The 13,758-nt window shown below is 69.2% G+C and carries 8 protein-coding genes; 7 read left to right on the forward strand and 1 reads right to left on the reverse strand.

What is annotated here, in order from left to right; all coding sequences use genetic code 11:
• Positions 1–128: 128 nt before the first annotated feature.
• From AB0B45_RS35055 to AB0B45_RS35085, 7 genes are all read left to right on the forward strand, one after another.
• On the forward strand, positions 129–2,525 hold the full coding sequence (locus AB0B45_RS35055) for a PQQ-dependent sugar dehydrogenase (RefSeq protein WP_358139457.1): 2,397 nt from the start codon (positions 129–131) through the stop codon (positions 2,523–2,525).
• A 27-nt stretch (positions 2,526–2,552) separates the two neighbouring features.
• The gene (locus AB0B45_RS35060) at positions 2,553–4,325 is read left to right on the forward strand and encodes a glycosyl hydrolase family 28 protein (RefSeq protein ID WP_358139459.1); all 1,773 of its coding nucleotides are present in this window, start codon (positions 2,553–2,555) and stop codon (positions 4,323–4,325) included.
• A gap of 6 nt (positions 4,326–4,331) precedes the next feature.
• Positions 4,332–5,507: a carbohydrate-binding protein gene (locus AB0B45_RS35065; protein WP_358139462.1), complete on the forward strand. Its 1,176-nt coding sequence runs from the start codon at positions 4,332–4,334 to the stop codon at positions 5,505–5,507.
• The gene (locus AB0B45_RS35070) at positions 5,504–7,255 is read left to right on the forward strand and encodes a glycosyl hydrolase family 28 protein (protein ID WP_358139465.1); all 1,752 of its coding nucleotides are present in this window, start codon (positions 5,504–5,506) and stop codon (positions 7,253–7,255) included. Before AB0B45_RS35065 ends, AB0B45_RS35070 begins: the two co-directional genes overlap by 4 nt.
• Positions 7,256–9,724, forward strand: a complete 2,469-nt coding sequence (locus AB0B45_RS35075; protein ID WP_358139468.1) for a CBM35 domain-containing protein — start codon at positions 7,256–7,258, stop codon at positions 9,722–9,724.
• Positions 9,725–9,832: 108 nt separating this feature from the next.
• Positions 9,833–11,926 carry a CBM35 domain-containing protein gene (locus AB0B45_RS35080; RefSeq protein WP_358139471.1) on the forward strand — a complete coding sequence of 698 codons (2,094 nt, stop codon included), beginning with the start codon at positions 9,833–9,835 and terminating at the stop codon, positions 11,924–11,926.
• 123 nt (positions 11,927–12,049) lie between these two features.
• Positions 12,050–13,111 carry an NAD(P)-binding domain-containing protein gene (locus tag AB0B45_RS35085; RefSeq protein ID WP_358139474.1) on the forward strand — a complete coding sequence of 354 codons (1,062 nt, stop codon included), beginning with the start codon at positions 12,050–12,052 and terminating at the stop codon, positions 13,109–13,111.
• Positions 13,112–13,121: 10 nt separating this feature from the next.
• On the opposite strand, the gene AB0B45_RS35090 is transcribed toward AB0B45_RS35085, so the two are convergent.
• A complete protein-coding gene (locus AB0B45_RS35090; RefSeq protein WP_358139477.1) occupies positions 13,122–13,631 on the reverse strand; it encodes a DUF4396 domain-containing protein in 510 nt (169 codons plus the stop codon).
• Between the last annotated feature and the right edge of the window lie 127 nt (positions 13,632–13,758).

Genomic DNA, 13,758 nt, shown 5'->3' on the forward strand with positions numbered 1-13,758 from the left:
ACGCCATCGTGGTCAACGCGTCCATGGAAGTTAGGAAGCTTTCCTAAATTGGGTCCCCGATCCTGTTGACCGCTGTGACTATCTGTGGGATCACGGTGCAAAGCTCCAATCTCTCCGCGGAGATCCACATGAGATTACGCACTCTCGTCGTAATCACGGGGTTACTCCTCGTGTCCACTCCCGCGCTCGCCTCGGCCGCGCCCACGCGGTACGAGGCGGAGAGCGCCACGATCTCTCAGGGCGTCGTGGAGTCCAACCACGCCGGCTACTCGGGGACCGGATTCGTCAACGGCGACAACGTGGCGGGCGCCTACACCGAATGGACGGTCACCGCTGCGAGCGCGGGCACCGCCACGATCGCGCTCCGCTACGCCAACGGCACCACGGCCAACAGGCCCAGCGACATCTCCGTCAACGGCGCCGTCGTCGCCGACGAGCGAGCCTTCAACCCCACCGGAGCGTGGGCCACCTGGGCCACCAGCACGCTGACCGCCCCCGTCGTCGCGGGCCAGAACAAGATCAGGGCCACCGCCTCCGCCGTCGGCGGCAACCCCAACTGGGACTTCCTCGACTTCGAGGTGCAGCCGCCCGCCGACTTCACCGACTACCAGGCCGAGAGCGCCACGATCTCGCAGGGCATCGTCGACACCAAGCACGCCGGCTACACGGGCTCTGGCTTCGTCGACTACGCCAACGTCGCGGGCTCGTACGTGGAGTTCACCGTCAGCGCGGCGGCGGCGGGACAGCAGTCGCTGGCCTTCAGGTTCGCCAACGGCACCACGACCAACAGGCCCATGGACATCTCGGTCAACGGCACGGTCGTGACCAGGGACTTCAACGGCACCGGGGCGTGGACGACCTGGCAGGAGGTGACCGTCGACGCCGCGCTGAACGCGGGAGCCAACGTGGTCAGGGCGACGGCGACCACCGCCAACGGCGGGCCCAACCTCGACAGGCTGCGCGTCACGGGCCCAGGCGACACCGAGAAGCCCGCCGCGCCAGGCCAGCCCTCGTGCAGCGGCATCACGCACAACAGCCTCACGCTGACCTGGGGCGCGTCATCCGACAACATCGGCGTCGTCGCCTACGACATCTTCCACCAGGGAACCCAGATCGCCACCGCGCCGGCCTCGCCGTACACGCTGACGGGGTTGAACTCCGACTTCGCCTACCAGTTGTCGGTCTTCGCCCGCGACGCCTCCGGCAATGTGTCGTCGAGCAGCCCCGAGGCCAACTGCAGGACGCTGCCCGCGCCACCCGACGACCCGCCGTCCCAGCCGGGCCGGCCGACCGTCTCAGGCGTGCAGCCCACCCAGGCGAGCGTGTCGTGGGGCGCCTCGACCGACGACAACGGCGTGCGCGCCTACCTGATCCGCGACGCCGCCAACACCGTGCTGCAGACCGTCACGGGCACCCCGCCCGCGACCACCGCCACGGTGCCGCTGGAGTGCAACAAGACCTACCAGCTGCACGTCGTCGCCCGTGACACCGCCAACCAGCTGTCCGCGCCGAGCGCGCCGTCCGCCGCCTTCACCACGGGCTCGTGCGGCACCGTGCCGCAGACGCCGAGCACGATCGCCGGCGGATGGGACGTGCCGTGGGACATGTCGTGGGCGCCGGACGGCAGCTACGCCCTGGTGACCGAGCGCGACACGTTCAAGGTCTTCAAGGTGACGCCCTCCGGCACCAAGACGCAGGTCGGCACCGTGCCCAACGCGCAGACCACCGGCGGTGAGGGCGGCCTCATGGGCATCGACTTCTCGCCCGGCTGGAACGGCACGACCGACCAGGAGGTGTTCTTCATGCACACCTCCTCCGAGGGCAACAGGGTCGCGAAGATGAACTTCAACGGCACCGCCCTCAGCGGCTACACCTCCATCCTGCAGGGCATCGAGAAGAACAGGTACCACAACGGCGGCCGCATCAGGTTCGGCCCCGACGGCTACCTGTACGTCACGACCGGCGAGGCGCAGACGCCCGCGCTGGCGCAGAACCTCTCCTCGCTCAACGGCAAGATCCTGCGTATCACCAAGACCGGCGCGGCCGCTCCCGGCAACCCGTTCAACACCCGCGTCTACAGCTACGGCCACCGCAACCCGCAGGGCATCGCGTGGGACTCGGCGGGACGGCTGTGGTCCTCGGAGCTCGGCAACTCCTCGCGAGACGAGCTCAACCTGATCCAGCCGGGCAAGAACTACGGCTGGCCCACCTGCGAGGGCAACTGCAGCGTCTCCGGCATGACCAACCCCAAGTACACGTGGTCGGTCTCCGAGGCCTCGCCCAGCGGCATCGCGATCGTCAGCAACACCGTCTTCATGGCGGCGCTACGCGGCCAGCGGCTGTGGCGGATCGTGCTCAACGGCGAGAACGTCTCCTCCGCCAACTCCTACTTCAACGGCACCTACGGCAGGCTCCGCCTGGTGGAGAAGGTGCCGAACGCCAGCGCCATCTGGTTCGGCTCCACCAACTCCGACAACAACGGCAACGGCAGCGCCGACGTGATCAGGCGCTCCAACATCCAGTAACCCTCACACCCCAGGATGGCGGCCGCGATGAGACCCTCTCGGCGTGACGTGTTCAAGGGCGCGCTGCTGACGCTGCCCGTACTGTCGAGTACGGCCCGCGTCGCGGCCGCCTCCCCATGGGACCAGGTCCCCGCGATCCTGGCCCGTGTCGTCCCTCCGACCTTCCCCGACCGCACGTTCCGCATCACCGACTACGGCGCGAAGCCCGACAACACCACCGACTGCACCACCGCCTTCCGCGACGCGATCGCCGCCTGCAACGCGGCGGGCGGCGGCACGGTCCTGGTGCCCGGCACGGGCAGGTTCCGCACCGGAAAGATCCACCTGCTGTCCAACGTGCGGCTGCACGTCGAGTCGGGCGGCACCATCCGCTTCCGCTCCGACGCGCCCTCCTACCTGCCGACCGTCTACACCAGGTGGCAGGGCATCGAGTGCTACAACTACTCGCCCTTCATCTACGCCAGGGGCGAGCGCAACCTCGCCCTGACCGGCACGGGCACCATCGACGGCAACGCGGCGGCGGGCCCCTGGTTCGGCTTCGACTCCCAGCGGGGGCCTGACTGGGAGCGGCTGCAGGAGCAGGCCGTCGACGGCGTCCCCGTCGAGCAGCGGCAGTTCGGCGACGGCCACTTCCTCAAGCCGAACATGATCCAGCTCTACGACTGCGAGAACATCCTCATCGAGGACCTCGACATCAGGAACCCCGCGATGTGGACCATCCACCCCGTCCTATCCCGAAATATCACGGTAAGGCGAGTCAAGGTCTACAGCAGGGGCGCCATGGTCGACGGCTGCGATCCCGAGTCCTGCGCCGACGTGCTGATCGAGAACTGCTCCTTCGACACCGGCGACGACGGCACCGTCATCAAGTCGGGCCGCGACACCGACGGCCGCCGCGTGGGCGTGCCCAGCGAGAACATCGTGATCCGCGGCAACACCTACTACGGCCGCTGGGGCGCGATCACCGTCGGCAGCGAGATGTCGGGCGGCGTCCGCAACGTCTTCGCCGAGAACAACCGGATCTTCCCCGGCTCGTCCTATCACTCCTTCTACGCCCTCTACCTCAAGACCAACAACCGCCGCGGCGGCGTGATCGACGGCATCCACGTGCGCAACCTGACCGGCGGCCCGTGCGACCGCGGCGGCTTCCACATCGACATGAACTACAGCCTGACCGGCCCGGGCCACGGCCCCATCGTCAACCCGGTCATCCAGAACCTCACCGTCGAGGGACTGAACATCGACGACTCGCCGTTCGCGATCAAGCTGTCGGGCTCGTCGGCCAGCCACATCAAGAACGTGACGATCGCCAACTCGACCTTCACCGCGATCGACACCCCCGCCCCGCAGATCGGCAACGCCGACAACGTGGTCCTGAACAACGTCAGGATCAACGGCGTCCTGTACGGCACGCCGCCCCAGGGCACCGACTATCAGGCCGAGAACGCGACGATCTCGCAAGGGGCGGTGGAGTCGAACCACGCCGGCCACACCGGCACCGGATTCGTCAACTACGACAACGTCGCGGGCTCCTACGTGGAGTTCACGGTGACGGGCACCGGTGGCGCGGCCACCATCACCTTCCGCTACGCCAACGGCACCACCGCCAACCGGCCCATGGACATCGCGGTGAACGGCACGGTCGTCGCCGCGGGCAAGGCGTTCAACGGCACCGGCGCGTGGACCACCTGGCAGACCTCCTCCGTCAGCGCCCAGCTCGCGGCTGGGAGCAACACGATCAGGGCCACCGCCACCACCGCGAACGGCGGCCCCAACCTGGACAAGATCACTATTGGTTAGGACCCCATGGATCTCTCACGACGCCAGCTCGGAACCCTCGTCGGCGCCGCCTTCCTCGCCCCCCAGCTGACCGCCCGCCCCGCCACGGCCGCGACCGTGGCCGCGCCCGCGTGGAAGCTGATGTGGTCGCCGGCGGCGCGCGTCGACGGCATGCGGGCGTTCGAGACCATCGAGGACGACAGGGCGGACTCCCATCCGGCGGGACAGCCGCACATCTTCCCCGAAGGCGACAACTTCCGCTTCAACATGCACATGGTCGACCGTGACACCTCCACCGACCGGCAGCGCCAGGAGGTCACGGGCAACCGCACGCCCGCCGGCTTCCTCCAGTGGCTGAACGGGGAGACCTGGCGGCTGACCTACTCGATGTACATCCCCTCGACCCTGAAGGCCACGACGAGCTTCACCCACATCATGCAGACCAAGATGCCGGGCACGGGGACGGATCCCATCACCGTCACCTCGCTGCGCAGGGTGGACGGCGCGCAGACCATCGAGCACAAGGTCTTCGAGCAGGACATCCTGGTCGGGCGCACGGCACTGACGCCGCTGCACAACAAGTGGATCGACATCGAGTACGAGATGAAGATCGGCGACGGCAGCACGGGCTCGGTGCGCTGGGTCGTCAGGAGCGGCGGCACCACCGTCGTCGACGCCACCAGGACCGGCGTCGACACCTTTCTCGGCGACCGTGTGAGGCCCAAGTGGGGGATCTACCGCTCCCTCGGCGACGTCTCGGGCTCGCTGCAGGACTGCCACCTGCTGCTCACCAACCTGCGCGCCTACAAGCTCGTCCAGGCCACCGGCACCAGGCTGGAGGCGGAGAACGCCACGATCTCGCAAGGGGCGGTGGAGTCCAACCACGCCGGCTACTCCGGCACCGGCTTCGTCAACACCGACAACGTCGCGGGGGCCTACGTGCAGTGGGGCTTCGCCGCCGCCGCCGCGGGGAGCGCCACCCTGACCTTCAGGTACGCCAACGGCACCACCGCGACCCGCCCCGTCGCCGTCGCCGTCAACGGCGCCACCACCAACGTCGACTTCCCCGCGACCGGCGCGTGGAGCACCTGGCAGTCCAGGAGCATCACCGTGCCCCTCGTCGCGGGGGCCAACACGATCAGGGCCACCGCCACCACCGCGGGCGGCTGCCCGAACTTCGACTACCTGGAGATCCTGGTATGAACCTGACCCGGCGCGACATGCTGCGGGCGGGGGCGCTGGCCGGGGGCGCGCTGGTGGTGGGAGCACCCGCCCTGCCCGCCAGGGCGGCCTCGCCATGGGACGAGGTCCCCGCCATCCTGGCCCGCATCGTGCCCCCGACCTTCCCCGACCGCGCCTTCCCCATCACCGACTACGGCGCGGTCGGCGACAACAGCACCGACTGCACGGGCGCCTTCCGCGACGCGATCGCCGCCTGCAACGCCGCGGGCGGCGGCAGGGTCGTCGTGCCGAGCGGCACCTTCCGCACGGGCAAGATCCACCTGCTGTCCAACGTGAACCTGCAGGTGAACGGCACCATCAGATTCCGCTCCGACACCGGCGCCTACCTGCCGAACGTCTTCACCAGGTGGGAGGGCATCGAGTGCTACAACTACTCGCCCTTCATCTACGCCAACGGCCAGACCAACCTGGCCATCACGGGCTCGGGCACGATCGACGGCAACGCGCCCGCCGGCGAGTGGTCGTCATGGGGCGGCGGAGGCGCCGACCGCGACCGGCTCAGGGAGTGGGGCGCCGACGACACCCCGGTCGCCCAGCGGCAGTTCGGGGCCGGCCACAAGCTGCGCCCCAACCTGATCGGGATCTACAACTCGACGAACATCCTCGTCGAGGGCGTCAACCTGCGCAACCCTGCCATGTGGACCCTGCACCCCGTCTACTGCGCCAACGTCACGGTCAGGAACGTCACCTTCTACAGCACCAACTCCCAGGGTGACGGGTGCGACCCCGACTCCTGCACCGATGTGCTCATCACGGGCTGCCGGTTCAACACCAACGACGACTGCGTCCCGATCAAGTCGGGTCGCGACCGCGACGGCCGCCGCGTCGGCAGGCCCTCCCAGAACATCGTGATCCGCGACTGCAAGTTCAGCGGAAGGTGGGGCGGGGTCACCATCGGCAGCGAGATGTCCGGCGGCGTGCGCAACGTCTTCGCCGAGGACTGCGCGTGCAACGCGGCCGACTTCCCAGGTCGCTACCCGGTGAAGTACGCGCTCTACGTCAAGACCAGCTTCAACAGGGGCGGCTTCATCGACGGCGTCCACCTGCGCCGCATCACCGGCAGGAACCTGGAGCGCAGCGCCCTCTACGTCACGCTCAACTACGAGACCAGCGGCTCGATCCCGCCGCTCGTGCAGAACATCACCGCCGACGCGCTGACGATCAACGGCGCCGCCCAGGCGTTCAACCTGGACGGACGCCCGACCGACCACATCAAGAACGTCACGATCTCCAACAGCGCGTTCACCGGCGTCACGACGGCCACGCCGACCGCCGTGAACGTCGACAACCTCGTGCTGTCCGGCGTGTTCGTCAACGGCACGGACATCTCCACCACCACAGGCACCAGGCACGAGGCCGAGAACGCCACGATCTCGCAGGGCGTCGTGGAGTCCAACCACGCCGGCTACTCGGGCACCGGTTTCGTCAACTACGACAACGTGACGGGCTCCTACGTCGAGTTCGCCGTCACCGCCGCGGGGCCAGGCACGCTGCGCATCCGCTACGCCAACGGCACGACCGTCAACCGGCCGATGGCCGTCGCGGTCAACGGCGCCGCCGTGAACCGCGACTTCCCCGGCACCGGCGCGTGGACCACCTGGGCCACGACGTCGCTGGCCGTGCCGCTGGTGGCGGGCGCCAACACCGTCCGCCTGACCGCCACCACCGCCAACGGCGGTCCCAACCTCGACTACGTGGAGGTGGTGTAGGTGCGCTCCCGCGTCTTACGAGTCACGCTGCTCGCGCTCCTGCTCAGCATGTCCGTCCTCGCCCCCGCCGCCGCCGACCTCCAGCATCCCCGCCAGGCGTTCCTTCGCAACGCGGTCGCGGGCCTGTTCCTGCACTGGGGGCAGCGCACCTCGCCCCAGCACACCGACTGCGCCCAGTGGGAGGCCGACGTCACCAACGGCGGATGGAACGCCGGCTACTGGGTGAACGAGGCGGAGAAACTGCACGCCGAGTACATCGTGCTGGCCACCTTCCACAGCAGGCTCGGCTACGCGAGGCCGTACCCCTCCCAGATCCCCGGCTCCTGCCGCACCACCAGGGACTTCCTCGGTGAGCTCATCGACGCGGCCGACGCGCGGGGGCTGAAGGTCATCCACTACATGACAGACGACCCGCAGTGGCACCAGGAAGGGCTGAGCTCGGGGTCGTGGCTCAACTCCGCCGCCTTCTCCGCCTACGTCGGCCACAGCGTCGACCTGACGACCCGCGACGGGTTCGGCGAGTTCAGCTACCTGCAGTTCTTCGAGCAGATGCAGCGCTATCCCAAGCTGGCCGGGTTTTGGATCGACAACGACAACGCCTACTGGGAGCGCAACAACCTCTACGCCAAGATCTACCAGCAGCGGCCCGACATGACGCTGTCGAACAACAACGAAGACACCGCGATCATGGACATGATCAGCAACGAGCAGAAGACCGGGATGACGCCGTCCTACGACTACCCGCAGGCGGTCTACACGGCGCTGCCCAGGCTCATCGAGGCCGACTTCAAGCTGCCCACCTCGGGCGCGTGGTGGTACGACGGGTCCAACCCTGGCGTGGACCGCATGCTCACCCTCGGCAGGCTGATCACCAACGCGGGATCCTCCGTGAAGGCGCTCATGGCTGAAACCGCGCAGGTCAACGGCACTTTCCCAGGGAGCCAGGCGTCCTTCAACACCTTCGCCGACGGCTACCTCGACGCCATCTGGGAGTCGTTGAAGGGCACGGAGGGCGGCGGCTACATGCTCGGCGGGCTCAAGCCGGGCTTCTGGAACGACGGCGCCCACGGCGTCACCACGGTCAGCAAGGCCGACCCGAACCTGCACTACGTCCACGTGCTCACCAGGCCGTCCGGCAGCACGCTCGCGCTCCGCGACAACGGCTACCGCGTCTCCTCCGTCACGAACCTGCGCACCGGCGCTCCCGTGACCTTCGGCCAGGGCGGCGGCACGCTGACGCTCAGCGGGATCACCTCATGGGACGCCTACGACACCGTGTTCAAGGTCGTCTCCAGTGGGCGGGAGGGCATCCTGTCCGGCGTCACGACGTCGGCGGCCGCCGCGGGCGACGGCGACTACCTCACCTACTGGGACGCCGGCACCACCCAGCCGGTCTCGCTCCGCTTCGACCTCGGCTCGGCCCGTCGCGTGCAGTACCTCGGCATCAACCAGCGCGAGGACTCCACCACCCACCCCGTGGCCCAGTCGGCGCGCATCCGCGACTACCGCGTGTACGTCAGCGACGACGGGACCACGTGGGGCTCACCCGTCAAGACCGGCACGCTGCCCAACCACCGCGGCGTCCAGATCATCGACCTGCCCGCCACCACGACCAGGTACGTCCGCCTGGAGAAGGTCAACAGCCACGGCATCGCCAGGCTCCGCGTGGACGAGGCGTGGGTCGGGACGTCCTACCCCGGCACCACCGCGCCTCCTGGGCGGTACGAGGCCGAGGACGGCACCGTCACGCAGGGCGTCGTGGAGTCCAACCACACCGGCTACTCGGGCACCGGGTTCGTCAACTACGACAACGTGGCGGGCTCGTCCGTCTCCTTCCAGGTGAACGCGGCCGCCGCCGGTCAGGCGTCGCTGACCCTCCGCTACGCCAACGGGACGACGGTGAACAGGCCGATGACGATCGCGGTCAACGGGACCTCCACCACCGTGGACTTCCCCGGGACAGGGGCGTGGACGACGTGGCGCGACGTGACCGTCACCGCGCCGCTGAACGCGGGGGCCAACACCGTGACCGCCACCGCCACGACCGCGAACGGCGGGCCGAACCTCGACAGGCTCGACGTGTCGCCCGCCGCTCCTCCGGCCTCCTCCTACGAGGGGGAGGCCGGGGCGCTGAGCGGGGCGGCCGCGGTGTCGTCGTGCACGGCATGCTCCGGCGGGTCGAAGGTGCGCTTCATCGGGAACGCGGCGGCCAACTCGGTCACGTTGACCGTCACCTCGGCCGCTTCGGGGCCGCGTCAGGTGACGATCGCGGGGACCGTCGGGGGAACGCGGTCGTTCTCGGTCAGCGCCAACGGCGGCGCGCCGGTGACGGCGACGCTGACCGGGCCCGACTTCAACACCCCCGTCACGACGACCGTCACGGTGCCGCTCAACGCGGGCTCCAACACGCTGCGCTTCTTCAACGACACCGCCTACGCACCGGACCTCGACAAGATCACCCTCTCCTGACGGTCCGCGTCGTCCCGCCGTATCGACCCGTCGCGGAAACGCGCAGCCGTATCGACCCCCGAAGGAACCCGCGCGGGTGACCAGCCCGCCGTATCGCCGAGGAGAAGCATGCTGAAGAGGAAACTGGCGTCCTTGGTCACGGCGCTGGCGCTCGCCGGCGCGGCCCTGACCGCCGCCCCGTCCACCCCCGCGGCGGCGTCCGACAACGGCCTGTCCATCCGGCCCGCGATGGGCTGGAGCAGCTGGAGCTTCGTCCGCCGCTGGCCCGACGAGACCAAGATGAAGGCCCAGGCCGACGCGCTCGTCAGCAGCGGCCTGTCGGCCAAGGGCTACGTCTACATCAACCTCGACGACTTCTACCAGAAGTGCGACGCCAACGGTTTCATGGTCGACTCCTTCGGCCGCTGGGCCGTCGACGCGGCCAAGTTCCCCTCGGGCATCAAGGCGCTGGCCGACTACGTGCACGCCAAGGGCCTGAAGTTCGGCTTCTACGTCACGCCCGGCATCGCCAAGAACGCCGTCACCCGCAACACCCCGGTCGAGGGCACGAGCTACCACGCGGCCGACATCGCCGACACCACCCAGACGCACAAGAACTACAACTGCAAGAACATGTACCGCCTGAAATACTCCCACCCGGGAGCGCAGGCGTTCATCAACTCGTGGGCGAACCAGATGGCCTCATGGGGCGTCGACTACCTCAAGATCGACGGCGTGGACGCGACCACGATCGCCGACGTCGAGGCGTGGGACAGGGCGCTGCGCGCGACCGGCAGGCCGATCAACTTCGCGCTGTCCAACAACCTGCCCATCGCCCAGGCCGCCACGTGGAAGCGGCTGGCCAACAGCTGGCGCACCCAGGGCGACGTCGAGTGCTACTGCGGCCCTGGCCCGAACGGCAGCGGCTTCCCGCTCACCGACTGGTCCCACATCTCCAGCAGGTTCAACTCCGCCGCCTCGTGGCAGCCGCACGCGGGTCCTGGCGGGTGGAACGACCTCGACTCGCTGCAGATCGGCAACGGCGACCAGGTCGGCATCAACGCCGACCAGCGGCGCTCGCACATGACGCTGTGGGCGATGGCCGCCACGCCGCTGCTGCTGGGCACCGACCTGACCGCGCTCACCTCCGTGGACCTGGCCATGCTCACCAACGACCGGCTCATCGCGGTCAACCAGGACGGCGTCGCCGCCCAGCGGATCATCAGCAGCGGCGTCAACCAGGTCTGGCGCAAGCGCGAGGCCAACGGCGACTACATCGTCGCCCTGTTCAACACCGGGACCTCCGGCGCCTCCACGGTCGGCGTGACGTGGTCGCAGGTCGGCTTCAGCGGTCCCGCCGAGGTGACGAACCTGTGGTCGGGCGCCGCCGAGGGCACGGTCGCCTCCTCCTACAGCGCCACGCTGCGCCCCGGCGAGACGCGCCTCATCCGCGCCCGCCCGACGGCCACCGACCGCTACGAGGCGGAGTCGGCGACGATCTCGCAGGGAGTGGTGGAGAGCAACCACGCCGGCTACTCGGGCACCGGGTTCGTCAACTACGACAACGTGGCGGGCTCCTCGGTCTCCTTCCAGGTGAACGCGGCCGCCGCCGGTCAGGCGTCGCTGACCCTCCGCTACGCCAACGGCACCACGGTCAACCGGCCGATGACGATCGCGGTCAACGGGACCTCCACCACGGTCGACTTCCCCGTCACAGGGGCGTGGACGACCTGGCAGTCGGCGACGATCACCGCGCCCCTGAACGCCGGGGCCAACACCGTGACCGCCACCGCCACCACCGCGAACGGCGGGCCCAACCTCGACTACCTCGACCTCGCATCCACGGCGCCGCCCCCGTCCGCCTACGAGGGGGAGGCGGGCGCGCTGAGCGGGGCGGCCGTGGTGTCATCGTGCACGGCGTGTTCGGGCGGGTCGAAGGTGCGCTTCATCGGGAACGCGCCTGCCAACGCGGTCACCCTCACCGTCACGTCGGCCTCGGCGGGACCGCGAGAGGTGACGATCGCGGGGACCGTCGGGGGGACGCGCTCGTTCTCGGTCAGCGCCAACGGTGGCGTTCCGGTGACGGCGACGCTGACCGGGCCCGACTTCAACACCCCCGTCACGACGACCGTCACGGTGCCGCTCAACGCCGGGACGAACACCCTGCGGTTCTTCAACGACACCGCCTACGCCCCCGACCTGGACCGCGTCACGCTCGGCTGACCTCGCGCCCAGCCTTCCCGCCTCCTCGGACCGGGCCGTCCGAGGAGGCGGGCCCGCCGAACGCGCGCGGCGGTGCTCGTTCAGAGGAGCGAGGGAAGGCCCGAGGCTCCCGCGTGGTTGGGCATGGACGTGAACGAAACGGACGTCGTGGTGATCGGGGCGGGGCAGGCGGGTCTGTCCAGCGCCTACTTCCTGGACCGCTTCGGCCTGGCTCCCGTGGTGCTCGACGCCGCGGAAGGGCCAGGAGGCGCGTGGCGGCACAGGTCGCCCTCGCTGACCATGGACAAGGTGCACGGCATCTTCGACCTGCCGGGCCTCCACAGGGAACCGTCCGCCGACGGCCTCGCGCCCGCCGCGCTGGTCGTCCCCGATTACTACGGCGCGTACGAGCGGGAGGTGGGGCTGCGCATCGTGCGCCCCGTCCGGGTGAGCGCGGTGACCCGCGGCGACGACAGGCTCGTGGTCACGTCCGACGCGGGGGAGTGGGCGGCCAGGGCGGTCGTCAACGCCACCGGCACGTGGACGCGTCCCTACTGGCCCTACTACCCGGGATCGTCGGACTTTCTCGGCAGGCAGCTGCACTACGCCGCCTACAGGGGGCCGGCCGAGTTCAGCGGGCGCAGGGTGGTCGTGGTGGGCGGCGGCGCCTCGGCGATGCACGTGCTGTCCGAGCTGGGCGGGGTCGCGGCGGGCACGCTCTGGGTCACCCGCCGCCCGCCCGTCTGGCGCGACGACGACTTCGGCGAGGAGGCTCGCAGGGACGCGGTGGCCATGGTCGAGGAGCGGGTACGGCAGGGGTTGCCGCCGCAGAGCGTGGTCAGCGTCACGGGTCTCGGCTACACCCCCGTCGTGCTCGAGGCGCTGGAGAGGGGGACGCTGCACCGGCTGCCGATGTTCGCCCGGATCGAGCCGGACGGCGTGGCGTGGGCCGACGGCAGGTTCGAGGCGGCCGACACGATCGTGTGGGCGACGGGCTTCCGCTCGGCGCTCGACCACCTGGCTCCGCTCCGCCTTCGCACACCCGGTGGAGGTATCCAGGTCGACGGCACGCAGGCGGTCGCGGAGCCGCGCCTGCAACTGGTCGGCTACGGGCCGTCGGCCAGCACGGTCGGCGCCAACCGCGCCGGCCGTGCCGCCGCCGTGAACGTCCGCAGGCTTCTGGCGGCCACCAGGGCGGCCGCCTGATCGGACGGGCTCAGTGGTAGGGGTGCACCACCGCGTGACCCTTGCCCTTGCCGATGAGCCACTTGTTGACCGGCGTCGTCACCAGGAAGGCCACCAGGAACGACACGGCCAGCGCGCCCCAGAACAATCCTGACGTCAGCCCCGCGTCCATCGCCCCGGGAATGACGAGCATGACGCCGTTGTCCACGATCTCCATCACGATGATCGAGACCGTGTCGGCGGCCAGGGCCACCTTCAGCGCCTGACCCCAGCTCAGCCCCGCCCTGCGCAGGGGAAGCATGGTGAGCAGGTAGCCGAAGACGAAGGCAAGGACGATGGCCAGGGCGACCGTCGGCGCGTTCGACCAGCCGAGAGCGGTGCCGATCACCATGCCGAGCACCTCGCCGATGGCACATCCGGTGAGGCAGTGCAGCGTCGCCGTGGCGGCCATGCCCCACGAGACGCCGCCACCATGACCATCGTGACCATCGTGACCATCGTGACCACCGTGATGTTCGTGGTGTCCATGCGCTTCAGACATCTGCACTCCTTCGTCAGCCGATTTCATCGGAACCTATACCCCCTATAGGTATATAGCAAGCTTCGTCCCACAGAGTACTACATGGCATAGTTCGACAGTGGATCTCGACATCGAGTGGGCGATGAGG

Origin of the sequence: Nonomuraea sp. NPDC049152 (assembly GCF_040648355.1) — a bacterium.
Taxonomy (GTDB): domain Bacteria; phylum Actinomycetota; class Actinomycetes; order Streptosporangiales; family Streptosporangiaceae; genus Nonomuraea.